The sequence below is a fragment of the Sporosarcina saromensis genome, assembly GCF_033253735.1.
Classification (GTDB): domain Bacteria; phylum Bacillota; class Bacilli; order Bacillales_A; family Planococcaceae; genus Sporosarcina; species Sporosarcina saromensis.
On the sequence record NZ_JAUBDI010000004.1, the window covers coordinates 1 to 26,932 of the forward strand.

Annotated in this window: 27 protein-coding genes, 1 riboswitch and 2 other annotated features; of the genes, 15 read left to right on the top strand and 12 right to left on the bottom strand. The window is 41.1% G+C overall.

What is annotated here, in order from left to right; all coding sequences use genetic code 11:
- Positions 1 to 214 precede the first annotated feature (214 nt).
- Together tnpB and QT711_RS06020 are read right to left on the bottom strand one after the other, a co-directional pair.
- Entirely contained in the window at positions 215 to 391 is a 177-nt protein-coding gene (tnpB, locus tag QT711_RS06015; RefSeq protein WP_317943005.1) for an IS66 family insertion sequence element accessory protein TnpB, read from the bottom strand.
- A 10-nt stretch (positions 392 to 401) separates the two neighbouring features.
- Complete coding sequence (locus QT711_RS06020; RefSeq protein ID WP_317942626.1) at positions 402 to 584, bottom strand: hypothetical protein; 183 nt, start codon at positions 582 to 584, stop codon at positions 402 to 404.
- Positions 585 to 805: 221 nt separating this feature from the next.
- Here QT711_RS06020 and QT711_RS06025 point away from each other — a divergent pair, with 221 nt between their 5' ends.
- A complete protein-coding gene (locus QT711_RS06025) occupies positions 806 to 1,354 on the top strand; it encodes a hypothetical protein (RefSeq protein ID WP_317942627.1) in 549 nt (182 codons plus the stop codon).
- Positions 1,355 to 1,609: 255 nt separating this feature from the next.
- Here the strand turns inward: QT711_RS06025 and thpR are convergent, their stop codons facing one another.
- The gene (gene thpR, locus QT711_RS06030; protein ID WP_317942628.1) at positions 1,610 to 2,146 is read right to left on the bottom strand and encodes an RNA 2',3'-cyclic phosphodiesterase; all 537 of its coding nucleotides are present in this window, start codon (positions 2,144 to 2,146) and stop codon (positions 1,610 to 1,612) included.
- 136 nt (positions 2,147 to 2,282) lie between these two features.
- Here thpR and QT711_RS06035 point away from each other — a divergent pair, with 136 nt between their 5' ends.
- Both QT711_RS06035 and QT711_RS06040 read left to right on the top strand, forming a co-directional pair.
- A complete protein-coding gene (locus QT711_RS06035; protein WP_317942629.1) occupies positions 2,283 to 4,325 on the top strand; it encodes a catalase in 2,043 nt (680 codons plus the stop codon).
- 68 nt (positions 4,326 to 4,393) lie between these two features.
- On the top strand, positions 4,394 to 5,194 hold the full coding sequence (locus tag QT711_RS06040; protein ID WP_317942630.1) for an HAD family hydrolase: 801 nt from the start codon (positions 4,394 to 4,396) through the stop codon (positions 5,192 to 5,194).
- 452 nt (positions 5,195 to 5,646) lie between these two features.
- Here QT711_RS06040 and serA read toward each other — a convergent pair whose 3' ends face one another.
- Positions 5,647 to 7,233 (bottom strand): phosphoglycerate dehydrogenase, encoded by a 1,587-nt coding sequence (gene serA, locus QT711_RS06045; protein WP_317942631.1) that lies wholly within the window; start codon positions 7,231 to 7,233, stop codon positions 5,647 to 5,649.
- Complete coding sequence (locus QT711_RS06050; protein WP_317942632.1) at positions 7,233 to 8,393, bottom strand: pyridoxal-phosphate-dependent aminotransferase family protein; 1,161 nt, start codon at positions 8,391 to 8,393, stop codon at positions 7,233 to 7,235. Before QT711_RS06050 ends, serA begins: the two co-directional genes overlap by 1 nt.
- A 58-nt stretch (positions 8,394 to 8,451) precedes the next feature.
- Positions 8,452 to 8,677 (bottom strand) — a binding site (T-box leader).
- 206 nt (positions 8,678 to 8,883) lie between these two features.
- Positions 8,884 to 9,109 (bottom strand) — a binding site (T-box leader).
- A 167-nt stretch (positions 9,110 to 9,276) separates the two neighbouring features.
- On the opposite strand from QT711_RS06050, the gene QT711_RS06055 reads away from it, so the two are divergent.
- Positions 9,277 to 9,777 (top strand): DUF3231 family protein, encoded by a 501-nt coding sequence (locus QT711_RS06055; RefSeq protein ID WP_317942633.1) that lies wholly within the window; start codon positions 9,277 to 9,279, stop codon positions 9,775 to 9,777.
- A 98-nt stretch (positions 9,778 to 9,875) separates the two neighbouring features.
- Positions 9,876 to 11,912 (top strand): prolyl oligopeptidase family serine peptidase, encoded by a 2,037-nt coding sequence (locus QT711_RS06060; protein ID WP_317942634.1) that lies wholly within the window; start codon positions 9,876 to 9,878, stop codon positions 11,910 to 11,912.
- A 47-nt stretch (positions 11,913 to 11,959) separates the two neighbouring features.
- Here QT711_RS06060 and QT711_RS06065 read toward each other — a convergent pair whose 3' ends face one another.
- Positions 11,960 to 12,934 carry a M23 family metallopeptidase gene (locus QT711_RS06065; RefSeq protein ID WP_371389661.1) on the bottom strand — a complete coding sequence of 325 codons (975 nt, stop codon included), beginning with the start codon at positions 12,932 to 12,934 and terminating at the stop codon, positions 11,960 to 11,962.
- A gap of 183 nt (positions 12,935 to 13,117) precedes the next feature.
- Between QT711_RS06065 and QT711_RS06070 the strand changes: the two genes are divergently transcribed.
- On the top strand, positions 13,118 to 13,435 hold the full coding sequence (locus QT711_RS06070; RefSeq protein WP_371389252.1) for a thioredoxin family protein: 318 nt from the start codon (positions 13,118 to 13,120) through the stop codon (positions 13,433 to 13,435).
- A gap of 293 nt (positions 13,436 to 13,728) precedes the next feature.
- Here the strand turns inward: QT711_RS06070 and QT711_RS06075 are convergent, their stop codons facing one another.
- A complete protein-coding gene (locus tag QT711_RS06075; protein WP_317942637.1) occupies positions 13,729 to 14,451 on the bottom strand; it encodes a glycerophosphodiester phosphodiesterase in 723 nt (240 codons plus the stop codon).
- A gap of 146 nt (positions 14,452 to 14,597) precedes the next feature.
- Positions 14,598 to 14,876: an AbrB/MazE/SpoVT family DNA-binding domain-containing protein gene (locus tag QT711_RS06080; protein WP_317942638.1), complete on the bottom strand. Its 279-nt coding sequence runs from the start codon at positions 14,874 to 14,876 to the stop codon at positions 14,598 to 14,600.
- A gap of 198 nt (positions 14,877 to 15,074) precedes the next feature.
- Here QT711_RS06080 and QT711_RS06085 point away from each other — a divergent pair, with 198 nt between their 5' ends.
- The 3 genes from QT711_RS06085 to QT711_RS06095 all read left to right on the top strand — a co-directional run bounded on the left by QT711_RS06085 (position 15,075) and on the right by QT711_RS06095 (position 17,986).
- A complete protein-coding gene (locus QT711_RS06085) occupies positions 15,075 to 15,932 on the top strand; it encodes a YitT family protein (protein ID WP_317942639.1) in 858 nt (285 codons plus the stop codon).
- A gap of 53 nt (positions 15,933 to 15,985) precedes the next feature.
- Positions 15,986 to 16,092: riboswitch (SAM riboswitch) on the top strand.
- A gap of 70 nt (positions 16,093 to 16,162) precedes the next feature.
- Positions 16,163 to 17,071, top strand: coding sequence for a homoserine O-acetyltransferase MetA (gene metA, locus QT711_RS06090; RefSeq protein WP_317942640.1), 909 nt, complete (start codon positions 16,163 to 16,165; stop codon positions 17,069 to 17,071).
- Positions 17,072 to 17,275: 204 nt separating this feature from the next.
- On the top strand, positions 17,276 to 17,986 hold the full coding sequence (locus QT711_RS06095; protein ID WP_317942641.1) for a DUF421 domain-containing protein: 711 nt from the start codon (positions 17,276 to 17,278) through the stop codon (positions 17,984 to 17,986).
- Position 17,987: 1 nt separating this feature from the next.
- On the opposite strand, the gene QT711_RS06100 is transcribed toward QT711_RS06095, so the two are convergent.
- A complete protein-coding gene (locus QT711_RS06100; RefSeq protein WP_317942642.1) occupies positions 17,988 to 19,184 on the bottom strand; it encodes an NAD(P)-dependent malic enzyme in 1,197 nt (398 codons plus the stop codon).
- A 243-nt stretch (positions 19,185 to 19,427) separates the two neighbouring features.
- Here QT711_RS06100 and QT711_RS06105 point away from each other — a divergent pair, with 243 nt between their 5' ends.
- The 3 genes from QT711_RS06105 to QT711_RS06115 all read left to right on the top strand — a co-directional run bounded on the left by QT711_RS06105 (position 19,428) and on the right by QT711_RS06115 (position 20,773).
- Positions 19,428 to 20,003 carry a TetR family transcriptional regulator gene (locus QT711_RS06105; protein WP_317942644.1) on the top strand — a complete coding sequence of 192 codons (576 nt, stop codon included), beginning with the start codon at positions 19,428 to 19,430 and terminating at the stop codon, positions 20,001 to 20,003.
- 105 nt (positions 20,004 to 20,108) lie between these two features.
- Positions 20,109 to 20,459 carry a DMT family transporter gene (locus QT711_RS06110; protein WP_317942646.1) on the top strand — a complete coding sequence of 117 codons (351 nt, stop codon included), beginning with the start codon at positions 20,109 to 20,111 and terminating at the stop codon, positions 20,457 to 20,459.
- A complete protein-coding gene (locus QT711_RS06115) occupies positions 20,459 to 20,773 on the top strand; it encodes a DMT family transporter (protein WP_317942648.1) in 315 nt (104 codons plus the stop codon). Before QT711_RS06110 ends, QT711_RS06115 begins: the two co-directional genes overlap by 1 nt.
- 2 nt (positions 20,774 to 20,775) lie before the next feature.
- Here QT711_RS06115 and QT711_RS06120 read toward each other — a convergent pair whose 3' ends face one another.
- Positions 20,776 to 21,444: an HAD family hydrolase gene (locus QT711_RS06120; protein WP_317942650.1), complete on the bottom strand. Its 669-nt coding sequence runs from the start codon at positions 21,442 to 21,444 to the stop codon at positions 20,776 to 20,778.
- A gap of 107 nt (positions 21,445 to 21,551) precedes the next feature.
- On the opposite strand from QT711_RS06120, the gene QT711_RS06125 reads away from it, so the two are divergent.
- Positions 21,552 to 22,451 carry an RluA family pseudouridine synthase gene (locus QT711_RS06125; RefSeq protein WP_317942652.1) on the top strand — a complete coding sequence of 300 codons (900 nt, stop codon included), beginning with the start codon at positions 21,552 to 21,554 and terminating at the stop codon, positions 22,449 to 22,451.
- A 32-nt stretch (positions 22,452 to 22,483) separates the two neighbouring features.
- Here the strand turns inward: QT711_RS06125 and QT711_RS06130 are convergent, their stop codons facing one another.
- Positions 22,484 to 23,113 carry a spore coat protein gene (locus tag QT711_RS06130; RefSeq protein ID WP_317942654.1) on the bottom strand — a complete coding sequence of 210 codons (630 nt, stop codon included), beginning with the start codon at positions 23,111 to 23,113 and terminating at the stop codon, positions 22,484 to 22,486.
- A gap of 154 nt (positions 23,114 to 23,267) precedes the next feature.
- Here QT711_RS06130 and QT711_RS06135 point away from each other — a divergent pair, with 154 nt between their 5' ends.
- Positions 23,268 to 24,551 carry a LysM peptidoglycan-binding domain-containing protein gene (locus tag QT711_RS06135; RefSeq protein ID WP_317943007.1) on the top strand — a complete coding sequence of 428 codons (1,284 nt, stop codon included), beginning with the start codon at positions 23,268 to 23,270 and terminating at the stop codon, positions 24,549 to 24,551.
- A gap of 110 nt (positions 24,552 to 24,661) precedes the next feature.
- Here the strand turns inward: QT711_RS06135 and QT711_RS06140 are convergent, their stop codons facing one another.
- Positions 24,662 to 24,802: a hypothetical protein gene (locus tag QT711_RS06140; protein WP_317942656.1), complete on the bottom strand. Its 141-nt coding sequence runs from the start codon at positions 24,800 to 24,802 to the stop codon at positions 24,662 to 24,664.
- Positions 24,803 to 25,319: 517 nt separating this feature from the next.
- Here QT711_RS06140 and gdhA point away from each other — a divergent pair.
- On the top strand, positions 25,320 to 26,690 hold the full coding sequence (gene gdhA / locus QT711_RS06145; protein ID WP_317943008.1) for an NADP-specific glutamate dehydrogenase: 1,371 nt from the start codon (positions 25,320 to 25,322) through the stop codon (positions 26,688 to 26,690).
- Positions 26,691 to 26,932 lie beyond the last annotated feature (242 nt).

A 26,932-nucleotide genomic window follows, 5' to 3' on the forward strand; every position in this document is an offset into this window, starting at 1 on the left:
GGGTCTGAAAGACTTGAATCACTTGTATGAGCGTCGGTACTTAAGTTATTGAACCGCCGTATACCGAACGGTACGTACGGTGGTGTGAGAGGACGGGAGTTAATCACTCCCTCCTACTCGATTTATTTCTCATAATTTCCATAGTGAAAATCCTATAAAGGTAAGCCCGAAACGTTCGTTTCTTGTCCATTGTAGGGTTCCACTATCCAATCGCTTATAACATAGCAAAGCCATCACCATCGAAATAAAGACATTTATACCGGTCCTTTTTCAATCCTGCAAAAAGGAAAATGGAATCGCTGTACGGATTAAGCTCAAAAGAGTCTTGAATAAGCGTAGCTAGTCCGTCAATTCCTTTTCTCATATCTGTTTTCTCACAGATGATGCAGATGTCTCATCAATTAATCAGCTCCCCTTATGACAATCTGGATAAGGCGCGCTTCCACGCCATTCTGAAAAGTGACTTCGGCGCTTGCAATCTTGATGGAACAAGAGCCGGTGGGAGTAAAAGAAGCAGTGGGCAGATTGGTTTCGGATGGTGGATCTGAGCTTCCGGGGACAATCATCAATGCTTTTTGTGACATTAGAAAAGCACCTCCTTCAAGTTGATAAATCAATCGTACTAAGAGATGCTTTTTAAAAAAATGTGTTGTTTAATTGGGACTTACCTATAAAGTATCATTTCAAATTTATTTCAAACATAACAAAAACATGCCTTTCATTAAATACATATAATATTTTGATAAAAATCGCCTTTTTTATAGAATTGCCATTGTATACTATGTAAAAGTAGGTGATACATCTAATGATAGAGCGGTGGTTGAGTAGTAATCGACCTATACAGATTGAGCATGATGGGCGTTTTGTACGCGATGGAGAGAACGATGGACAATCGATTTCGACTGTTCGACAAGAACGTATCCAGGAAGAAGTAGAAGCGCAAATCGAAGTGAAACCATTAAAATTGCGTCAGTACTTTCTGCAGCAAGGAAACTTTCAAGATGCTGAGAAGGTGGAGCAAGTAGATGCAACCATCTTTCAAGGCAAGCGCGGTCGTATGCTTGCGGAAGTGAGTTTTGCCGGTACGAGTTTTTTAGAGGGATTTCTGAGTGTGTACGGCATGGAATTGGATCAAGCCGTGAAGCGTTATGAGGAGAAGTTGCAGTTGTTTGAAGTGGAGCAGCGAGAGAGGAAACAGAAAGCCATATTTATCGGTCGCGTCAGGAAAGGGGACCTTGAACAGCTTTCAGAAGGATTTCCAACCGTTCAAGAGGAGAAAAGGAAGTTGTCGAGTATGCAACAACAAAAAGAAAACGTTCCTCAACAATTCGTAGAAATGAAGCGAGAGGAATAGCAGATAGATAAATGAATAGTGAAAGTAGGTTTGTGTATGACAAAACAACACGTAAAAATGCGCTTCGCATTTGGTACAGCTTTGGCTCTTGTGATTTGTTTAGCAGTTACACCCGAAATCGTGTTTGCCTCTGCCGGACAAGTATGCCTATCCGGTCGTTCTCGCAGCAATGTTTGTCATTGCAATGATTGGGTGGTGTTTGGGTGGTGTTTACATATAAAGATAGGTTCCTAATTAATTTGAGTCAATGGACATTTATAATTCATACCGTTGAACCTCAGTATACTTTGGTGTTTGTGATGGATGAATTGAAAACAGTGAAAAATGTTTGACCTGTAAAGGAATCGAATCAAACGTTTCTTTAGGTATGATGATGGGATCTGTTGACTTCCTTTTCTTTGCGATTGTCATGTGTGGCGTGAAATGATTTGAACTTTGAATTCCTACATCTAATCCGCTTTCAGCAATTGCATTTTGTAAATGATCCAGTTCTTCGTTAGGTGATGTTGCTAAATAGACAACTCGCGGACCAGGTGGTGAACCGAAATAGGATATTCCGTTGATAAGCAATGTGAAGGGTTTGTGATGCTTAGCGATTTGCGTTAGCTGTTGTTGTAATGTGTGAAGTCTATGTTCAGGTATCGATCCGATGAACAGCAACGTAATATGCAAATCAGCTAATCCTGGTAAAACTTTATAATGATTTGCGAGTTGTAATTTGTCCCAGTAGTGATGTACCTGTTCATGTATCGTTTGTTGTGCTGGAATGCCAATGAAGTAATGTGTATTCATTCTCTGACTCCTTATGTGCTCTTTTAATGGTATTGTAGCCTATATTGTACAGGATAAAACGTCGTGTCAAGTACCCAATACACAAACCTAAGCATATAGTAATGTGGGGAACAACCAGAAGGCGAAAGGGGATTACGTGGACGAAACGACAAATCGAAAAATTCAGCAACTGAAACCGTATACAGTGAATAACTATGGAAAGAAAATGACGACCAATCAAGGGGTAAAGGTTTCGGATGATGAAAATTCATTAAAAGCCGGAGTACGTGGACCGACGTTAATCGAAGACTTCCATTTCCGTGAAAAAATGACGCATTTTGATCATGAGCGTATTCCAGAACGAGTTGTTCATGCAAGAGGCTTTGCGGCTCATGGAGAGTTTGAGTTGTATCATTCGATGAAAGAGTTTACAAGAGCAGCATTTCTTCAAGAACCAGGAACAAAAACACCAGTTTTCATCCGTTTTTCAACTGTGGCAGGAAGCAAAGGATCTGCTGAAACTGTTCGTGATGTACGAGGTTTTGCTGTAAAGTTTTACACAGAGGAAGGGAATTTTGACTTAGTCGGTAACAACATTCCTGTTTTCTTCATCCAAGATGCCATTAAATTTCCCGACTTTGTGCATGCCGTCAAACCAGAACCTCATAATGAAATACCGCAAGCCTCATCAGCGCATGATACGCTATGGGATTTCGTCGCTACGAATCAAGAAACAGCCCATATGATGATGTGGTTAATGTCAGACCGAGCAATTCCAAGGAGTTTCCGTATGATGGAAGGGTTTGGCGTCCACACGTTCAGATTCGTCAATGAAGCGGGCCAAGCGAAATTCATTAAGTTTCATATTAAACCTCGATTAGGTGTTCATTCACTTATTTGGGAAGAGGCTCAAATGATTGCAGGAGAAGATCCTGATTTTCACCGAAGGGATTTGTGGGAAACAATCGAGCATGGCAATGTCGTCGAATATGATTTAGGTGTACAAATGATTGATGAAAAAGATGAGTTCATGTTCGATTTTGATATTCTGGATGCGACAAAATTATGGCCAGAAGAAATCGTACCTGTGCGCCTCTTCGGGAAAATTACGCTGAATCAAAACGTGGAAAATGTGTTTGCGGAAACGGAGCAAGTAGCTTACCACCCAGGAAATGTTGTCCCAGGAATTGACTTTACAAATGATCCGTTATTGCAAGGAAGATTATTTTCCTACTTGGATACACAACTCCTTCGTTTGGGCGGACCGAACTTTACTGAAATACCGATCAATCGTCCGATTTGTCCGTTTCATAACAACCAACGTGACGGATTCAGCCGTCAACGAATCGACAAAGGGCAAGTCAGTTATCATAAGAATAGTTTGGCGAACAATACACCATCCACCTCCACTTGGAAAGAGGGAGGATTTGTCCATTATGCTGAAAAAGTCGAAGGACGTGTTATCCAAGCAAGAAGTGAATCTTTCAAAGATCATTTCTCACAAGCTCGATTATTTTGGAACAGTATGACGCCGGTTGAAAAGCAACATATCATGAACGCTTTCATTTTCGAAGTGAGTAAAGTGCAGTCTAAGAGTGTTAGGCAACAAGTCGTCGATATGTTCGTACATGTGGATAAGGAATTGGCAACGACACTTGCAGATGCTGTTGGAGTGAATCGACCAACGGGAGAGCAAGTGAATGTTACTGCTTCTTCACCTGCGCTCAGTCAAGAAAACACACCTAAGTATCCATATACGCTGAAAGTAGGTGTGTTAATCGGTGAAGGATTCAACGGCAGTGAAGTGAAATCAGTCGTCAATTCTTTACTGGATGCAGGTGTTACTGTCGATATTGTCGGCGAAAAGTTAGGGACATTAACAGGAGCAGATGGTATTCAAGTAGTAGTGAACCAATCTTTGGTATCCACAGCGCCTTCCCTGTTTGATTCATTATATATTGTGGGAGGCAAAGCGGATAATCAGAAGAAATTTGAGAGTCAGCTCATAAATTACATTAATGTCGCATACAGCCAATATAAACCGATTGGCGTCGCTTCAACTGGTATGCCGATTTTCAGTAAATCTGATGCAAAGCCAGGGCCAGGTATCGTCTTTGCAACAGAAAATGATTTCGCCGAGGATTATATTCAAGCAATCACGCAACAACGTTTTTGGGATCGCAATATATACATCACCTGAAAATTACCGCTCCATGCGTTTTTTGGAGCGGTTTTTGTGTATAATCAAACAAAAAGGAGTGACAGCAGATGATCCGCACAATCATATTTGACTTAGATGATACGCTCTTATGGGATGAAAAAAGTATCGCCACGGCATTTGCAAAAACGTGTCAATTTGCTGCAAAACAATATGACGTAAACCCGATGGAATTGGAGGCAGCTGTTCGTGAAGCAGCTCGCACTCTCTATGCTACTTATGAAACATATGCACATACTCAGCTAATTGGCATCAATCCATTTGAGGGGCTATGGGGTACTTTTGATGATGAAGGAGAAGCGTTTCAACGAATGAAAAAGCTCATACCATCCTATCAAAAAGATGCATGGACAAGAGGATTGCAAGTATGCGGAATACATAATGAGGAATACGGAAAAACATTAGCTGCAAGATTCATCGAAGAGCGAAAGAAAGCACCGTTTGTTTATGAAGAGACATTTTCCGTATTGGATCAGTTGAAAGGGAACTACAAACTGGTCTTGTTAACGAATGGAGCACCTTCATTGCAACAAACAAAGCTTGCAATAACGCCTGAGATCGCACCGTATTTTGATGAAATTGTCATTTCTGGTGCATTTGGAAAAGGAAAACCGGACCCGTCAATCTTTACGTACGTGCTAGAAAAAACATCTACTCCTGTAGAGCAAGCTCTAATGATTGGTGATAACTTGATGACAGACATATTAGGTTCCTCTCGAGTCGGCATGCGTTCCGTTTGGATTAATCGAGAAAACAAGCCGAAACATGATGAAATCCGACCTGACTTTGAAATAAGTCATTTAGATGAGTTATTTACAATATTAGGAGAGTTATCGGATCTGAATGAGTAGTATGCATTGGAGTAAAAACAGTGCTTAAATAGAAACACGTGCCGCAATCCACGAAGTTCTGTGCGACAAAGCCATGTTTTTTGAAAGATATATGGAAAGTGCGAAGGGACGATTTAGCGTGTCTTTACTGGTGTAAAGAAAACTGGTAAACGAAGGATAACACTCAGGGGCTTTAAAATGTCCATGGAGGAAACTTACTTTTTCTACCATGAATCTAAAGTAACTGGCCGATTAAACATGAAGAAAGCTGCCGTAATTATTGAAATGATGCATCTTTGTAAAGGGGGATGCAGTTGATTGGAGTGCAGAGCGGCGACTCCTGGGGGATCAGCGCAGCGTGAAGACCCCGCAGGAGCGAAGCGACGAGGAGGCTGAGGGCAAGCCCCCCGGAAAGCGTCCGCTCGGAACGGAAATCAACATTTTATCAGTCCATTAATAGCTAAGAAAGTGTTTTACAGATCAATCGCACGAACTTCGTAAATATCAGCCAGTTCAGTCAGATCTTCCATTTCTTCTTGCTCCACATGATTGTCAATCGTCAGCATCATGATTGCTTCACCGCCAATAGTTGTTCGGCCGACTTGCATCGTGGCGATATTAATATTCTTTTCTGCCAACAATGTACCGACACGGCCAATTGCGCCCGGTTGGTCTTTATGTTTAATGAACAATAAATGCCCTTCAGGCACAACGTCTACTACGTAATCATCGACTTTTACAATACGCGGGCCGAGTCCATTTAATAACGTACCCGCTACGCGATGAACAGAACCGGCAGTGTGCACTTCTACCGTGATTAAGTGGAGGAAACCTTTGCTCGTCGTTGTTTTATGTTCATTGACCTTTATGTCAAAACGCTCTGCGAGGTATTTTGCATTGACATCGTTGACGTGACTACCGAAATTCCGTTTTAAAATTCCTTTTACCGTATTGCGCGTTAACGCCCTGACATCATAATTCGCAAGTTCGCCTGCATACTTGATGTTCACTTCTACGATTGTTTCATCCGTTTTGCGAGAGAGGAATGTGCCTAATTTCTCTGCCAAATCGAAGAAAGGAGCAATCTTTGCAAGTACTTCCTTAGAAACGGAAGGTAAGTTGACGGGATTGCGTACAGCTTCGCCTTTGAAAAAGCTAACAACGTCATTACTTACATCTACTGCGACACTTTCTTGCGCTTCTACTGTACTCGCACCTAGGTGAGGTGTTGCAATCACTTCAGGTAACGTGAGCAACGGGTGATCGATAAATGGTTCGGTTTCAAAAACATCTAGGGCAGCACCGGCAACTTTTCCAGAAACAATCGCATTGTAGAGTGCATCTTCATCGATGATTCCGCCCCTTGCACAGTTGATGATCTGTACGCCATCTTTCATTTTGTAGAATGCTTCTTCGTTTAATAAATGACGCGTTTCTTTTAATAATGGTGTATGAACGGTAATGAAATCTGCTGCTTGAATGACATCATCAACCGTACCAAAGTCAATCCCCATCTTTTTCGCTTTCTCTTCCGTCAAGAACGGATCGTACGCAATGACATTCATGCGCTGTCCTTTCGCACGTGCTGCAACTTCTGCACCAATTCGACCGAGACCGATTACGCCGAGTGTCTTATTTTTCAACTCGACGCCAATATATGTTTTGCGATCCCAAACGCCATTTTTTAATGCATTGAATGCTTGTGGGATTTTTCGAGCCAACGCAGTCATCATCGCAATTGTATGCTCAGCGGCAGAATTCGTGTTGCCGTCGGGTGCATTGACGACGATAATGCCATTTTCCGTCGCGGCATCCAGGTCAATGTTATCCACACCGACACCAGCTCGACCGATAATTTTTAAGTTTTTACCTGCTTCAATCACTTCGCGTGTCACTTGTGTTTGGCTTCGGACGAGCAACGCGTCAACATCTTTTATTGTCTCAAGCAGAGCTTCCTTGGATAAATCGGTTGCAATGGTTATGGCTAAGTTTTCAGCTTGTCGTAATGGATAAATGCCTTCTTCACTAAGCGGATCAGTAATTAGAATATGGAATGTCATCAGTTTGTCGCTCCTTGTGCTACATAAATTTTTTGAGCTGCAGCCACGCCTTTTCCGATTTCTATTTGCTTACCGGATTTTACTAATCCGATTTCAATCATGGCGATGGTTTGAAGGACATCGGCAGGTGAACAATATCCCATATGCCCAACTCTGAAAATCTTGCCTTTTAGATGTTCCTGTCCACCCGCTACTGTTAAACCGAATTCGCTTTTAATCGTCTTTCTAAATAATTCGGCGTCAAAGTCTTCAGGGGAAACAGCTGTGACAGTGTCTGCAGCATCCTCATCAGTTGTCAGTAAAGGAATCGCCAATGCTTTAAAAGCAGCGCGCGTCATTTCTTTCATGAGTTTATGACGAGCATATACTTCATCGAGCCCTTCAGCTTCCATCATCTTTAGTGCTTCATGTAGTCCGAAAAGCAACGAAAGGGCAGGTGTAAAAGGTGTCGTATCTTTAGCTAAATTCGATTTATATTTCACTAAATCCAAGTAGAAACCACGATTTGAATTGTTTTCAATTCGGTTCCAAGCTTTCTCGCTTACGGCAATAAAAGTGAGTCCAGCTGGTAGCATGAATGCTTTTTGTGTACCCGTTACGATCACATCAATCCCCCAATCGTCCATTTTCGTTTCCACACCGCCAACGCAAGAGACTCCGTCGACGATGATAAGTGCGTCGGACACTTCTTTGACTGTCTGTGCAAGCAAATGAACAGGATTCATGACACCTGTTGAAGTTTCGCAATACGTTGCAAATACAGCTTTAATTGCTGGATTATTTTGCACGACTGCTTGCACATCTTTTACGTCAAATGCTTTGCCCCATTCGACCGTAAGCTGATGAACGACAATTCCATATGCTTCACAAATTTTTACAAAGCGTGCTCCAAACGCACCTGTTACAATCACAAGTACTTCATCCGCAGGATTAACTGTATTCACAACAGCTGCTTCAAGTCCTGATGTGCCACTGCCGGTTACAATGACAACATCCTGTGTTGTGCCAAATACTTTTCGTAGTCTTGGTTGAATGGTACGTAGCAATTCAGAAGTTTCACTTCCTCGATGCCCGATCATGGGTTGGCTCATTGCCCGTTGTACGCTCGGCGGAATCGGTGTTGGTCCTGGAATTCGTAAAAAGTGTTGGTCTGCTAACATGTAGATCTCCTCCTATTAATAAAAAATATAAAAAAGCCTTTCATCCCTTGCATGTACTGCAAGGGGCGAAAAGCTTTTACGCTACGCGGTGCCACCCTTTTTCGCTGTCCAAAATAGACAGCCTTCATTGTTTGCGTAACGTGCATCATACGGATAATCCTACGACATAAGTTTCAGATCACCAATTCCAGAGTGCTACTTTACGACTGAACCACTGATTCTCACCAACCATCAGCTCTCTTAAGATTCGAGTACGTAAAACATGTCTCCATCGACATTGTTCGTTTAGGTATTTAATTATTGAACATCATATCACGTGAAAAAAGAATGTCAACCAATTAATTCGTGTTTAGATCTATATTTTATATGATTTTCGTAATTTGGATTAAAATAATCGGTTAAACGCGTACTAAAATAAATTTAAATCAATTATTGTTCGTGTTTTATCATTGTGAATAAAAAGCTTTCCACTCTCCTTTACACCTACATGTAAAGGGGCGAAAAGCTTACAATTTACGCGGTACCACCCTTGTTCACTGTCAAAGACAGTCTTCATTGCATGCGGTAACGAGCATGAAACGTACGTACCTACTAAAAAGTTGTTCGGTACATCTATTCAGGAGTGCTACAACAGACATGTCAACGCTGATTTTCAGCAAATCATCAGCTCTCTTTAGATGCCATCATCTATCGCGTATCTCCATCGCAATATTATCGAAAAATTTAATTACTGAATATCATATCAGTATCTAAAAAAATGTCAACCTTTTTTTGAATGAACAATAAAATGCCTTTTAACGAGTGTATAAAATCGCATTCTTATCACATCATAATACCAAATCCATGAATTCAATGGAAAAGTTCAAGAAAAGAGGGAAAACAATTGGGTATTTTAAGCGGAAATTCAAAAGAAGAACCGATGCATTATGGTGAAGTATTAGGATGTTGGGCATATGTAGGGGCAAATAAAGGACTCATTAGCGGATATCAAGGCTTCATTAACCATGCGGGAGATGACGGTCTTAAAAAACTGTTGGACGAAGCTGTGCAAATGATGAAAAAAGAAAATGAGCAAGTGGAAACACTATTGAAAGAACATGGAGTCACGCCACCTCCTACATTACCTGATCGTCCAATTGCCAACCAAGAAGAAATTCCTGCTGGCGCACGCTTCATGGATCCTGAAATTAGTGGCGCAATCTCGATAAACGTTGGGCAAGCCCTCGTATCGTGCAGCCAAGTGATTGGGCAATGCTTACGGGAAGACGTCGCGATGATGTTCAGTAAATTCCATGCTGAGCGTTTACTATTCGGCATGAAATTATTAAAGATGAATAAAGAAAAGGGTTGGATTATTCCACCACCAATTCACGTTCCTCATTAACAAAAGGAGCAGCTGGCAAACGTCAGCTGCTTCTTTTGTGCTTTATTTCAGAAAAATATGGTAAAATGATGGAGATGATTTTTAAAGGGGGAAATTACGTGTCGATTCAAACGAAAAGGGAAGTAGTTGTAGACAATTACCATGGAACAAAAATTGAAGATCCCTACAGATGGTTGGAGAATCCGAAAGATCCAGAAGTTCAGCATTGGGTAGATGAACAAAATAAACAAACACATGATTTTGTCAGTACATTTGCAGATCGTGAATTGTTAAAAACGAAATTGACGAAAGCGATGGATTATGAAAAGTATTCAGTTCCTCGAAAAGAAGGGGACTATTATTATTTTCATAAAAATGACGGCCTACAAAACCAAGCAGTCTTCTATCGGACAACAAATCTTGATTCGGATAAATTGGAAGTGGTCTTAGATCCGAATACGATGAATGAACAAGGGACTGCTGCAATTACCAACCTTTCTTTCACGAAAGATGGTAAGCGACTAGCGTATGGGGTATCGTTAAACGGCAGTGACTGGCAGGAAATCCGGGTACGGAACTTGGAAACGCTTCAAGATGAGGGGGATTTGTTGCAGTGGTGCAAGTTTTGTAGCATCGCATGGGATGAAGGAGGCACCGGATTTTATTATAACCGTTTCCCAGATCCTTCAACGATTCCAGCTGAGGATGAAAGCTATTATAACAAAGTGTATTGGCATAAAATCGGTACAGCGCAAGAAGATGATGTGCTCATCTATGAGGATTTGGACAATAAAGAGTTCTCCTTTGACCCCGTTTTTTCGGATGACTACAACTATTTGTTGTTGAATGTGTGGAAAGGGACAGAAAATAAAAGCCGGATTTATATGAAAGACGTTGCCAATGATTCTGGATTTGTGAAACTATTCGCAGAGGGTGATGCTCGCTATACATTCATTGGAAATGAAGGCAAGTTATTTTACTTTGTGACCAATTCGGATGCACCGAAAGAGCGTGTAATTGCTGTTAACGTGGAAAGTCCAAGTAAGGAAAATTGGACGGAAATTATACCTGAGCAAGAGGATGTATTGTCATTTGCGAAAATCGTCAACCACCAAATCGTTGCATGTACGTTACATAATGCACATTACAAAGTGAAGATTTATGACATGCATGGAAAGTTTGTAAGTGATGTCCCTCTTCCGGATTTCATATCGTTAACAGGAATGACAGGTGAGAAGAAAGATACGAGCATGTTCATTGGTTATACGTCTTACTTATCCTCTGGCACAATTGTTGAATATGATTTTTCAGCTGCTACATATAGAGAGATCTTTCGTCGTTCACATGATGAAAAAATGAATGATTTTGTAACAACACAAGTTTTTTATCCGTCAAAAGATGGCACCCAAATTCCGATGTTCATCACACATCGCAGTGGAATTGCGTTAGATGGGAATCATCAGGTGCTGTTGTATGGATATGGAGGTTTTAATGTAAGTCTCACGCCGGGTTTTTCACCAGCAGTGCAAGTTTTGCTGGAAGAAGGCGGTGTGTATGCTGTTGCGAACTTACGTGGTGGTGGAGAATTCGGGGAAGAGTGGTACAAGGCAGGAACATTAGAACACAAACAAAATGTCTTTGACGATTTTATCGCAGCAGGCGAGTGGCTAATTGAAAAAGGCTATACAAAGTCGGAAAAGCTGGCGATCATGGGCGGTAGTAACGGTGGGTTACTCGTCGGAGCATGTATTACGCAACGGCCAGACCTATTTGGCGCAGCAGTTTGTCAAGTTCCGGTTATTGATATGCTAAGGTACCATAAGTTCACAGTCGGTCGCTATTGGGTGACAGACTACGGCAATGCGGAAGAGAGTGCTGACGACTTTACTTTTATGATCAAGTATTCTCCACTTCATAATGTGCATTCTGGAGTTGAATATCCAGCCACCTTAATTACTACGGCGGATACGGATGATCGGGTCGTACCTCTTCATGCGAAGAAATTTGCTGCTACGTTACAAGCAGCTCAATCCGGTCCTAATCCAATTTTATTACGCGTAGAAAAAAATGCAGGACATGGATTAGGTAAACCAACAGCAAAAATTATTGAAGAACAAACCGATATTTATTCATTTTTAAAATTGGTCTTGAAATAAATAAAATCAGGCGCCCATTTGTCATTTGTACTGACGGGCCCTGATTTTTATTTTTGTCGTTCCCAATTTCGTAACGCTGGGAATGGATCAAAAGCCCATTCTGTCTTTCCGTTATATTTGTATACACCATAGTGAAGGTGCGGGGGGAACTTGCCTGAAGTACCTTCTTTGCCGTAACCCGAACTACCAACAAATCCGAGCAATGTGCCAGGCTCGACGATATCGCCTTCTTGAATGCCCTTATCAAAATACGCTAAATGGGCAAAGTAATGGTATGTGTTATGGTTATCACGGATGCCGATGCGCCAACCTCCGAACTGGTTCCATCCCATCACTTCGATGACACCGTATGATGTTGCCACGACAGGGACACCATAACTTGCAAAAATGTCTGTACCTTCATGAATTCGCCTTCCACCCCAACCGCGGCTTGACCCCCATGTACTTCGATAACTGTAATGATGAGCTTTTGGGATAGGAAAGGTGTGTTCATCCAGTTCGACTGTTCCAAAATGCTTGTACAACTTGGCAATCGTCAGTACTTGGTTAACAGTTGCTTCTTTTTTGTAATAATGCCATAACGCTGCTTTGTAATCCTCTTCACGTGGACCATACAAAGCGAGATGATTAGCCATCGTCACAAGAATATCAGCTGGGTTTTGCAAATCGGCAAGGCCGTCTTCATCTCCATCATCTCCGTTTCCACCGAAGAAAGCAATGGAATCCAGAACAGTATCTGAAGCTTCAGGATTTAACATGCCAACCCAGTACGGAGTAGGATATTGAATGGAAATCGGACCTTGCATTTTTTCCAGGTCCGGACGCACTTGTTGGATATTTCGTTCATATTGATCAATCGCGGCTAAATAATACCAAGGGACAAGCTCGCTTGAAAACTGATAATAATACTTCATCCGTTCTTCAATTGTTGCTTCCTCGGTTTGTATGTTTGCAGCCATCGTTTTCACAAAAGGAAATGCAGTGAGTAACAAAAAGCAAAACGGAATGCTCATTAAGTGAATACGCAAATGGGATTCCTCCTTTATTCACTTTATAGCTTTCCCGAAGTGACGTTTTTCATGAGGAATTTGGATTGTTAGATGGTGGAGAAATGTGAATGTTCTTCTCAAAGGAAGCGTTACGGTAGATCGTGTAGTTGTGCTATACTCAACAAGAGAATGGACCTACAGAAGGAGATGGATAGGATGGAAAAATTAACGTCAGTTGAGCAGTTTGAACAATTAAAAAATGAGGAACGCACAGTTTTCATGTTTTCAGCAGATTGGTGCCCTGATTGCCGAATCATCGAACCGCTTCTCCCTGGAATTGAAGCAGATTATCCTGAATACCAATTCATCTATGTCGATCGCGATGAATTCATAGATATTTGCCAGCAACTCGACATTTTTGGCATACCAAGCTTCGTTGCTTTCCATAGTGGAGAAGAGGCAGGTCGTTTTGTCAGCAAAGACCGCAAATCGAGAGAAGAAATTGAAGCCTTTTTAAACGAATTAGGAAACTAACGCCAATTTTTGATGTGTTAACTAATGAAAAGGTGGAAATATGGCTATTCATTTCCATCTTTTCTTTATTGTAAGAATCGCGTAAGTAGAAAATGTCTACTTGCATCAGATCGTTTTCAGCACCTACATACTCAATTGCCAGACTCACGTATCATCTCCCGTTCCCAAAGCGACCCTCCAGTATACAATAAAGACAACCCCAAGCCCGAAGCCAAGTCTTAACTCCCGCTCGAATGAATAAACCGCAACAAGCCAACCGATAACGGGACTTGTTGCGGTTCATTTCGTTCAGATTATTGCTCCGCAAATAATGTATACATTTTTTCAGGATAATCTGTGAAAATTGCTTGCACACCTACTTGTTGCATGTACTTTGCATACTGTTCATCATTCACTGTAAACGTCCTTACTGGAATTCCACTTTCGAAAACTTCTCGCATGGAAGGACGAACAGCAGCTGGAAAAAGGATATGTAAGTCATCTGCTGGGACGCTTCGTATATAGTTGACAGGGTTCACGAGTACTTCCATGAACAACGTTGCGGTTCTAATAGCTGGTGCAAGTTGTTTGCTTAATTGAATAGCACCATGGTCAAACGACGAAAGGATGACGCGAGCTGTCAACTGATATTCTTCAATTAGTTCAATTACTTGTTGAACCATTCCATCATAGGGAAAGATGTCCGACTTCAATTCAATATTTATCACGTGTTCTGTTGATTGAAAGACTTCAAGCACTTCTCGTAATGTAGGAATGGTCGTTCCTTTAAATTCGGGAGCGAACCAGCTTCCGAAATCGAATGTGCGCAATTCTTCTAAAGTGAGGTCTTTTACATAGCCCTTACCATTTGATGTTCGATTAATCTTTTCATCATGGATGACAACCAATTCATGATCTGCTGTCATATGAACGTCAAATTCCACTCCATGAATTGGTAGGGAAGCTGCTTCTTTAAATGCGGGGATTGTATTTTCGGGAAATGTCCCGGAAGCTCCTCTGTGGGCAAAAATGTCCATTGTATTTTCCTCCGACGCTACAGTCGAGTAGCAAGTGTAATATAGATAAAGATTTCAAAGCATCTAAATGGTTGTTCGTTTATGCAATTGAGAAAGGGCGGCGGTTAGTCCGCAGCCCGCTTAGTATGCATGTAGTCTGTGTTGAATCAGTTCCAATTATTGTTGTTTTCAATTTCCTTCTTGAGCAGTTCCGCACCTCTAGGGCTGATGAACATGCCATTAGACAAACGTTTATTCTCAGAAGTGATATCACCAGTTACAATACACGCCTCATCGACAACATATTTTCGTAGAATAATCATATCGTCGTCTACAAAAATTTCCATCGGTGCACCTTTCTCCAATTGTAAGGTACTCCTAAGTTCTTTTGGAATCACAATTCTTCCGAGATGATCAACTTTCCGTACGATACCTAAACTACGCATAATATCCTCCCTGACTTCGTGATAGTTATTATACCAGTATGGATGAGTATACCAGTAAAATAGAAAAAATACAAAAATATGAATATACTTTCTTATCTTTACTTACTTCTACTATTCCACATCTGGAAACTTTAAAACTGTTCTATACATCGATTTCTGTTAAAATAGGAAACGTTGTAAAGAAAGGAGAACGATTGTATGTCTGTTTTATTGAAGAAATCGGTGTTTTTTGATTATGTTCAAATTATTATTGGGGCGACTTTTGTCGGCCTTGCATTTAATATATTTTTGTTGCCATCTCGTATTGCAGCGGGCGGGATTTCTGGGGTAAGTACGATATTGTACGAGCTATTCAACTATAATCCGGCTGTCGTCCAATGGATCATTAATATCCCACTAATTGTACTTGGACTCTTACTTGCAGGAAAAGAATTTAGTGTGAAAACGATTGTTGGTACGTTTTTTGTCCCGTTTGTCATCTTTTTAACGCATGATATTAACTTGTCCGTTGACAACCCTCTACTCAGTTCTATTTATGGTGGGATCATGCTTGGTATTGGGTTAGGAATTGTGTACCGTGGGAATGGCTCGACTGGCGGCACCGCTTTAATTGCACAATTGTTGAAAAAGTATACAGGCATTTCAAGCGGTTTCTCACAATTGATTGTCGATGGAATTGTCGTTGTCACTTCTGCATTTGTATTTAATTTTGAACTCGCTTTATACGCACTCATGGCTATTTATGTTACAAGCAAGGTGATTGACTTCGTGCAATTGCAAACTTCCCCGACGAAGTTAGTGCTCATTATTACCGAACATGAAGATAAAATCCAAGCGGTCATTCAAAATGAGATCGACCGTGGTTTGACGAAAGTAAAATCAACAGGTGGGTTTTCAAACAATGACAAGACGATGATTTTCTGTGTAGTGGAACAATCAGAAGCCGTTTATTTGAAAAAGTTGTTACAAACTGCTGAACCGAGCGCTTTTGTCATATTCCTGAATGCTTCTGAAATTTTGGGGACAGGATTTTCGAGAGCGAAAGTAAGACTGTAAGAAATAAGTATACAATTCTGTATAAAATGATATAATGGACAACAAATGAATATTTCTTATCAAGAGAAGCTGAGGGATTTGGCCCTGAGAAGCTTCAGCAACCTCTGTTCCGGCAGGAAGGTGCTACCTCCAACAAGATGTTAATCTTGAGAGATAAGAGCGGAGACCGTTAAAAATCCTCGTTCCTATCTTAGGAATGAGGATTTTTTACATGAAGAGGGGGAATTTACATGCCGATTAATATACCTGAACAATTGCCGGCAAGAGAAATGTTGAAAGAAGAAAAAATATTTGTGATGGATGAAGGGAGAGCTACTTCTCAAGATATCCGTCCATTAAACATCATCATTCTCAATTTAATGCCTGAAAAAGAGAAAACTGAACTGCAACTATTGCGGTTATTAGGAAACACACCCTTACAAGTAAATGTATCTTTTTTGAACACCGCTACATATGAATCGAAAAACGTCAGTAAAACGCATTTAGATGCATTTTATACGACGTTTGAGCATGTTAAAAACCGCCGTTATGACGGGCTAATCATCACAGGTGCACCAATTGAGCATCTTGCATTCGAAGACGTAACGTATTGGGATGAACTGCAACAAATCATGGATTGGTCCAACACGAATGTCACATCCGTTTTGCACATATGTTGGGGCGCTCAAGCAGCTCTTTATCACCATTATGGCATTAATAAATTTGAACTCCCAAAGAAGTTGTCGGGTGTATATGAACATACATTGACGGATCCGACGGTAGAGCTTGCGCGTGGCTTCAACGATTTGTTCACCGCTCCTCATTCTCGTTACACATCCGTATCCATTGAAGAAATTGAGCAGGACAATCGCCTTCAATTGTTGGCTATATCTGAAGAAGCGGGAGCTTTCATCATACTTTCAAAAGATGGCAAACATATTATGGTGACAGGGCATTTGGAGTATGATGCATGTACGCTTGGTGAAGAGTATGCGCGTGATATTGCAAAAGGCATTGCAATTGATGTTCCGGAAAATTATTTCCCGCACGATGATCCAACGAAGCAACCGTTGAATACATGGCGCTCGCATACGCATTTGTTGTTCTCCAACTGGCTGAACTATTATGTGTATCAAGAGACACCATTTGAATGGAAATAAAAGTAAAGCTAGCATTGGCACATGTTGCTGATGCTGGCTTTTTTGGCTTCAATGAGTTTTTCGAGTCAATAAAAACAGCAATCAAATTAAGATAAAAAGCTTTCAAATTTCTCTACAACTTGCATTCCTATTCGATTACGTATTTCTCTTCTGAATAAGTCCCTCTTTCTGCTGCAAACTAGTGTACAGAGGAGGTAAGAGAACATGGAATTAGATGGGTTACTGGAATTGAAGTTTTGGGAAATGCTTTTGCGGACGACAACTGCTTTTATCATCTTGCTCATTCTTGCGAGGATTATGGGGAAGAAACAAATCTCACAGTTGACGTTTTTCCATTATGTGACGGGTATCACCATTGGATCGATTGCAGCAGAGATTTCAGTAAATGCGGAAACGCATTTTTATAATGGAAGTATATCCTTAATTTGGTGGGCTTTATTGACGGTTTTCGTGAACTTCTTGACAATCAAGTCAAAAAAATTACGAAAGTTGTTAGATGATCAGCCGACAATCCTTATTTTAAAGGGGAAAATTAGTGAACAAGGTATGAAGAAAGCTCGTTTTACGTTGAATGACCTGAATATGATGCTTCGGGAACAGGGCATCTTTACAGTTACGGATGTCAATTATGCGATACTTGAAACGAATGGGGAACTGAGTGTATTAAAAAAAGCGAGCCAGGAGCCAGCCACACGAAAAGATGTGAATGCTCCTAGCCCTGAACCAAAATATCTTCCGACTGAGATTATTTCTGATGGGAAGTTAATGAAAGAAAACTTAACCGAACTTCATTTGACGGAAGAATGGGTGTATCTCCAGTTGAAGAAAAAGGGTATTGGCAATGTTGAACAAGTTTTTTATGCTGAAATACTGGGCGATGGCACACTACATGTCGATGAGCGAACCGGTCAATAAATTACGCAGTCGGCATGACTTGTAACGTGGCAACTCCAGTAGTAATTGCAGCTTCACTAACAGCTTGTGCAACGGCACTTGCGACACGATCATCAAAAGGATCTGGAATAATATAGTCTTCGTGCAAGTCTTTCTCGTCAATTAAAGATGCAATTGCCACGGTCGCAGCCATTTTCATCTGCTCATTAATGTCCGTTGCACGAACGTCCAACGCTCCACGGAAAATTCCTGGAAAGGCAAGAACGTTATTTACTTGGTTAGGGAAATCGGATCTGCCTGTTGCAATAATCCGTGCACCATATTGTTTAGCGCGTGCTGGCATGATTTCAGGATTTGGATTCGCAAGTGCGAAAAGGACTGGCCCTTCATTCATGGAAGCAATCATTTCTTCTGTTAGCAAGTCTGCAACAGAGACACCGATGAAGACATCAGAACCAGCAAGAGCATCCGCCAAACTGCCTTTAACAGCAGTTGGGTTTGTCAGTGCTGCCATCTCATTCTTTATCGGATTCATGCCGTTTGTCCGACCTTCGTAAATTGTTCCTTTTGAATCACATAAAATGATGTCCTTGCAACCGATTGTCAAAAGATGTTTGACGATTGCGATTCCTGCTGCGCCTGCACCGTTCACGACGATTTTGGCAGTTTTTAAGTCTTTACCTGTCAGTTTGAATGCATTAATCAGTCCCGCTGCAACGACAATTGCGGTTCCATGCTGATCATCATGAAAGACAGGGATTTCACATTCTTGACGTAAACGTTGTTCAATTTCAAAACAACGTGGTGCAGAAATGTCTTCTAAATTGATGCCACCGAATGTTGGGCTCATCAGTTTAACGGTTTGAATAATTTCTTCTACATCTTTTGTTGCGAGGCAAATCGGAAACGCATCCACATCGGCAAAACGTTTAAGTAGAAGCGCTTTGCCTTCCATTACAGGTAATGCAGCTTCTGGTCCGATATCTCCGAGACCTAATACGGCTGTTCCATCTGTAATGACTGCAACGAGATTCCCTTTAATCGTATAATCGTACACAGTTGTCGGTTCTTTTGCGATTTCCAAACAAGGCTCAGCAACGCCAGGGGAATAGGCTAAGCTCAAATCCTTCGTATTGTCTAGGGAGACTTTTGAAACAACTTCCATTTTCCCTTTGTGAAGTCCATGCATCGCTAATGCGGAATGATATTCTTTCGTCATCTAGTTCGCTCCGTTCTATTTGTTTTATGGGTAATTAAAATTATTAACAGCATCAAACAGTAAATGCAAGTGGTGAAAATCTGTTTAATCCAATGATTATGTGAATGATAACGCTTACACGATGATTCGATATATATTTAGTATGTGAAAAAAATATTTTATTAGTAGCACTGGAAATGCATACTATTTATATGATAAAATGAATGACAGTCATTCATATCGTTCGTTAAGGAGGATGAACAAATGGACAAACGTGAGCGAATCGTCTCTGCAGCTATTGAGGTCTTTAGTGAACAGGGGATCGAGAAGACTAAAATTTCGGATATTGTGAAAAGAGCAGGGATCGCCCAAGGAACGTTTTATTTATACTTTCCTTCCAAGTTGTCGCTGATGCCTGCAATTGCAGAAGTGATGGTCGAGAAAACACTGGAGATTGTTCAGGCTAAAGTTTCAAAATCAGCTCCTTTTCCAGTCAGACTCGATCAATTAGTCGATGCAATTTTTGAAGTGAGTGAAGAGTATCACGAAATGCAAGCGCTCATCTATTCCGGTCTCGCATCTACCGAGCATTTAAAAAAATGGGAGACGGTCTATGCACCGTTTTACGAATGGATCAGCGAGAGTTTGGAACAAGCAATTGAAGATGAAGTCATTAGAGATTCTGTTGATCCTGCACGCACTGCAAAATTAGTGATAGGTCTTGTTGAATCAGCTGCGGAACAGATTTACTTGTATGATGCAAACAAAGAGGACGAGGCTGCCGTACAAAAAAGAGAGGTCAAGCAGTTTTTACGTTTTGCTTTGTCCATTCATGACTAATTGCACAGCTGGAGAGCGATTTCTTCCGTTCTCCAGCAGGGTGAAATTTTATCGTTTGTTATTAAATGAATGACAGTCAGTCATAATATAACGGAGGAAATAGAAATGAATAAATCATGGCTTTATGTAGCATTGACCAGTTTTTTTGAATTGGTCTGGATTTTTGGATTTAACGTAGCAAGTGAATGGTGGCATTGGCTACCGATCGTGTTTTTTATTTTTGTTGATTTTCATTATTTGGCGAAGGCTTGTGAAAATTTACCGACGGGTACGGTGTATGCCATCTTTGCTGCCGTTGGAACTGTCGGGACGGCGCTAATGGATGTTTTCTTCTTTGGAGAAAGTTTAAGTGCCGGTAAAATATTTTTCATGTTTATTTTAGTTGTCGGGGTTGTCGGGTTGAAACTTGCGGATGACTTGGAAGATAAGAAAGCGAAGAAAGGGATTGTTCAGTAATGGGTTGGTTTTTTGTTTTATTAGCGGCAGCGTGTGAATTTGCTGGTGTTGTCGGTTTAAATAAATATAACGAGCAAAAAAGCTTTCAAAATGTGTTGTTATTTGGAGGAGGATTTGGCGCAGCATTTGCGTTTCTTTACATGTCATTCAACTACTTACAAGTGAGCACGGCCTATGCTGTATGGATTGGCATTGGAACAGCAGGAGCCGTACTCATTAATATGATTTTCTTTGGAGAATCTAAAAGTATCGGTCGAGTGATGAGTGTGTTATTAATTGTTATCGGTGTTGTTGGATTAAAGGCATTGTCATAAGTTTAGATGATTTCCCAATCTCGTTCGTTTGCAATTTGTGCAAGCCTTTTTTTCGGTTTTACTGCGACTGGTGAACCGACTAATTCAAGTACGGATAAATCAGAATAACTGTCTCCATACGCATAGCTGTTTGTCCAATCGATGTCCTTGGATTGAAGGGCTTCCATGATTTTTTCATTTTTGCGTTTCCCTTGAATGTGGTAAATGCTCTTTTGTCGGTCTAATTGCTGGTCTATCGTGTAAGGGACTTCAGTGCCGATGATTGCATCAAAAGGAAGTCCTTCTGTCACAGCGTGCAGTAAAGGCGTATATGCACCTGACACGAGCATTGTGAAAATCCCTTCCGTATGGTGTTGGTGGATACGGGAAACAACTTCATGATTGAAATCATTTTGCATACTGGCTTTTAATTCAGCGAAATAATGTTGTAGCTCGTTTTGGTTTAACGAGCCAAGTGCATTTACATATAACTGCATTGATCGTTCTTTCATCGTCGCCTCAGATACAATTTTTGTCTTGTAACCGATGTACAAAGGGAGGATTTGTCTGTAAAAAGTCCGATAGTTTGAATGATAGGTGGGATGGTGTTTTAAGTGTTCCATTAATACCTTAAAAGTTTCATTCGCATAAACAGTGCCGTCGAAGTCGAAAATTGCAATTCTCAAGAACATTCCCCTTTTCTTTATGCACACACAGGAGCTTTTACTTATGATGATACAGTGTTTGTAATCCAAGGGCAATTTCCGCATAATAAAGAGAGAGAGTGAGGAGACGAGTTATGCAAAAAAATCATCAAAAGAGAAGAGAACATTCAACCTTATTTACCGTAACGGAAAAGGCTGAACTATTACCTTTTTTATTAGAGAACATGAAACAAAATAGCCGAAATTCGGTGAAATCGATGTTGACAAGAGGGCAAGTGGAAGTAGATGGACAACCGGTGACGAAACACAATCATCCGTTATCGATTGGACAAAAAGTAGAAATCCAAAAAAATAAGGCAGCGAAAAGCGAAAGTATGCTGACGGGATTGACAATTATTTATGAAGATGAATCGATCATTGTCATCGACAAAGAGGAAGGCCTATTATCAATGGCTGCAAAAGATAAAAATGAAAAAACAGCTTTCAGTGAAGTTTCTTATTATGTAAAGAAACAAAACCCTCGTCAACGGGTTTTCATCGTCCATCGTTTAGATCGAGATACATCTGGGGTTCTTTTATTCGCAAAAAGCGAAGAAGTAAAAATGACGTTGCAAACGAATTGGGACGAGATGGCGAAAGAACGTGTTTATACTGCGCTTGTAGAAGGCAACGTTAAAAAGGAACAGGGTACGATTAAATCGTGGTTAAAAGAAACACGCACCTACAAAGTGTACTCGAATCCTACTGATAACGGTGGACAGCTCGCCATTACGCATTATAAAAAAATAAAATCAAATCGCCAGTATTCCCTATTGGAAGTGCGTTTGGATACAGGTAGGAAAAATCAGATCCGTGTACACATGGAGGAACTTGGCTATCCGGTTGTAGGAGATAAAAAATACGGATCCACTGTGAATCCACTGAAGAGACTCGGTTTGCATGCTACGTCATTAACGGTTGTCCATCCAGTCACTAAAAAGGTGATGAAGTTTGAAACGGATCTACCGACGAGTTTCCTTCGTAAAGTCCAATAAGAAAAGCGGCCCCATAGCGGGACCGCTTTTTCTTATTGCATAGGCATGCCGGGTTGACCTTGTGCGCCTGCAAACGAGTTCATCATTTCTTGCATGTCGTGATCTGAAAGTTGAGGGATTTGGTAGTAATGGTGTTTGTTTTGGTAAATGGAAAGTTCATACGCCATTTCAATGCAATTCGCAATGGAATCAGCGAGCACTCTCCTGACAACTGGATGTGTCACTTCTATTGCGGAAGTCGTTTTGAGGGAAGCGATGTTCTTCATTGCTCCTAACATGAATCCAGAAATCATTTCATCATTTAATTCGTTGGCACTTTGCATCGGCTTTTTCGGTTGAGAGGGTTTCGTGCCATAGACGAAGTCGTTCTCTTGCTTCATGTTGTAGCTGCCTGTCGGATGGGAAGGATCCGTACCTGATTTGAAGCATTCCACTGTTATGTTGTATTCATCAAGCATAAAACGATACTGACGATCCATAATATCCAGCAACTCGGGATCTTTTACGTGTGGTCGAAAAAGTGTCGCTTGGTTTAGTGTAGCTAGGACGCTCCCTAGTACATCTTTTATCCCAATCATACCATTCGCGCCGTGATTCATTTTTGTTGAGACTGGACCGGTTTGCATATTTTCGTGCATTTCATGGAATTCATTGTGTGTCATTACATATCCTCCTTGTAAGGTTTTAAAAATCATTTGTAGTATGGCTTCAATCAAAAAGGATATGTATAAAGAAGTGGAAATCACGCATATTCTGCTCATTTTGACAATAGCATGGAGTAGTGGACAATTTGTCAATGAAAGGCAGAGGAGCATTATGCAAATTCATGTTGTACAGGCAGGTCAAAGCTTGTATGGGATTGGACAAGCTTATGGGATTGCATGGGAAGAGATAGCAAAAGCGAATGAATTGATGGAACCATCAAAAATTGTTGTTGGGCAAGCGCTAGTCATTCCTGTAACAGGAAGTTATCATTGGGTACAACCGGGACAATCCCTTTACATCATTTCAAGGTTATATGGAACGACAGTAGCAGAACTTGCGCGGATCAACGGAATAGCTCAAAACGCCATTTTGCTTGTCGGTCAACGCTTGTCGATTCCTCAAAGGACAAAGAGGGCAATTGAAGTGTTGTTGTATGTTGAACCTCGGGAGCAGAATTTGACAGAAATTACTGCTGAAGTAAAAGAACGCGTTGACGATTTGACGTATTTGGCAATGTTCAGTTATGAGGCACAACGAGATGGCTCATTAAAATCGCCACCAATCGGAGAGATACCTCAAATTGCGACGGATGCGGGCGTGCTGAATGCTATGGTCATCAGTAACTTAGAGAACTTTGCATTTAGTTCAGAATTGGCTCATGTTTTATTCACAGACATGACCGTACAAAACCGTTTGTTTGAAAAAATTGTACGGACAGCTAAAAGGGTCGGGTACAAGGACATTCATTTTGATTTTGAGTTTCTAAGACCGGCGGATCGAGAATTATACAATTCGTTTTTACGAAATGCGAAAGCGCGTTTTAAACCAGCAGGCTTGACGATCTCGACCGCGTTAGCTCCGAAAACAAGCGCAAATGTTACGGGTATTTACGGGGCAATTGATTACAAAGCACACGGTGAAATTTGTGACTTCGTTACGTTAATGACGTACGAGTGGGGCTATTCGTACAGTGCGCCCCAAGCTGTTAGCCCTATCAACCAAGTTCGGCGAGTAGTGGAGTTTGCAGTGAGCCAAATTCCAAGAGAGAAAATTTTTCTAGGACAAAACTTGTATGGATATGATTGGAAGTATCCATATCCACCTGAAACGGGTGTTGCAGCGAGGGCATTAAGCCCACAACAAGCGGTTAACTTAGCGATTCGTCAAAATGCCAACATTCAATATGATCCTGTTGCACAAGCGCCCTTCTTCCTCTATTGGGATAATGACGGTGTCAGACACGACGTGTGGTTTGAAGATGCACGCAGTATTCAAGCGAAATTCAATTTGCTGAAAGAATTTAACTTGCGCGGCATGATGTATTGGAAGTTAGGATTAGCATTCCCGCAAAATTGGTTGTTACTCAATGATAACTTTACAATCATTAAACGGTAAAAATGTTCTGCTGCATTTGTATACGAGCTGTGAATGATAGTGTGACAAAAAGTAGAAGTAAAAAGGAACCCATGGCGAACATACGCCATACGGTTCCTTTTCTTCATCGATCAGTCTTTCGAAATGTAATTGAGTACGCTTTGGAAAATTTCAACATCAGGGTTGATGAGCAGAGCAGGTAGGAATGCAAATGCCATCAGTATCGCTAGGTTGGCTCCGATAACAGTACGTACAATCTTGGTGAATTTCATATAGCATCTCCTCTTTCTCTTCTTAGTAGTTTTCCAATTTACTCATTTTCGAGATTTGGATGTACTAATAATAGTCTATGTTTAGAGTGTTGTAAATGTTTTTATTTGCCTGTTAATATTGTCGTCAATATTCGCGGGCAATTTGGCATGTTGGGTAAGAATGCGTCGTTTTGGGCAAGTATGCGGCGTTTTGGTGAGAAATGCGGCGTTTGAGAAAGTTATGCCGCAAATGCCGTTTTTATGAGCCGTTTTGGATAAGTATGTCGCGTTTTGGCGAAATATGCCGTGTTTGAGCAATTCATGCGGTGTTTTAAGAGATCGTTAATTCTAGTTTGTAATGAAGTTTTTCCCGCTACACAAAATGAATAAACATGAAAAAAATGTTGTACTTATTCACGTTTTCGGTAATACTAGTAAAAACGAAGAATAGATTTTGAAATACTAATTTTCAAACTATGGTAAAATGAATGTCTAGGCTTTTATGATGATTGAGAAAGGGATGAGGCGATTGACAAATATGGAAACGATTCAAGAACATCGTAATCGAGCGAATGATTACGTGCACGAAGTATATGAGCTTGTAAAAAAGAGAAATCCGGACGAAAAAGAGTTTTTGCAAGCGACTAGGGAAATATTTGATTCGCTTCGTCCGGTCTTTGCCAAACACCCGGAGTACATACGGAACGGGATCCTTGAGCGAATTACAGAGCCGGAGCGCATCATCTCGTTCAGAGTTGCTTGGGAAGACGACAAAGGAAAAGTACATGTAAACCGTGGATTCCGCGTACAATTCAACAGCGACCTCGGCCCCTATAAAGGGGGCATCCGATTTCATCCATCTGTTAACAACAGCATTATGAAATTCCTCGCGTTCGAACAAATTTTCAAAAATGCATTGACCGGTCAACCGATCGGAGCGGGAAAAGGAGGTTCCGATTTTGATCCAAAAGGGAAGTCGGAACGTGAAATCATGCGTTTTACGCAAAGCTTCATGACGGAATTGAGTAAACATATTGGTCCTGATGTCGATGTACCTGCTGGTGATATCGGCGTGGGAAAACGGGAAATTGGCTATATGTTCGGTCAGTATAATCGTCTAAAAGGTGGTTATGAAGCGGGCGTACTCACCGGGAAAGATCCAAATCACGGTGGTTCACTCGGTCGAAAAGAAGCAACAGGATATGGAACAGTGTATTTTGTCGATGAAATGCTAAAAGAAAACGGCTTGTCTTTTAAAGGACTTAAAGTAGTTGTTTCTGGATCAGGCAACGTATCCACTTATGCAATCGAAAAAGCGCAGCAACTAGGTGCAATTGTCATTGCGTGCAGTGATTCAGGTGGTTTCATTTATGACAAGAAAGGCATCAATGTAGAGACAATCAAACGATTAAAAGAAGTTGAAAACAAACGGATTTGGGAATACACAAAAGAGCATCCTGAAGCAGAATACCACGAAGATTGCTCTCGCATTTGGTCGATTCCATGTGACATTGCATTGCCGTGTGCGACACAAAATGAGATTGATGAAATTGCTGCGCACATCTTAATTGCCAACGGTCTGAAAGCAATTGGAGAAGGAGCAAACATGCCCTGCAATAATGAAGCGATTAACATCTTCATCGAAAATGGGGTCCTTTTCGCACCTGCCAAAGCTGCAAATGCTGGTGGTGTTGCGGTATCTGCAATGGAAATGTCGCAAAACAGCATGCGTCTCGGTTGGACAGCAGAAGAAGTCGATGAACGGTTAAAAACTGTCATGATCAGCATTTACAACAGTTGTAAAGATGCCGCTGAGCGTTTCGGCAAACCTGGCAACCTTGCAATGGGTGCAAACATCGCTGGCTTCTTGAAAGTAGCCGACGCCATGGTAGCGCACGGCATCCGATAACTTGAAACTATCTCAGCCATTGAGATAGTTTTTGTTTTGGTATCGTGTTGAATCGCGTCACTTTTGATAGGCCGTCAGTGCAATGTTTTGGCCTCGTCTACAGTGAAGCGCTCCGCACACAAACCTGACCGTCCTATACACAAAATGGAGCATCCCACGTTCAAAGTACACCTAATTTAACATCCCTTGAAAAGTTTTTAGTCAAATCTATTGAAAATCCAAACATCTATGTTATTATAAAA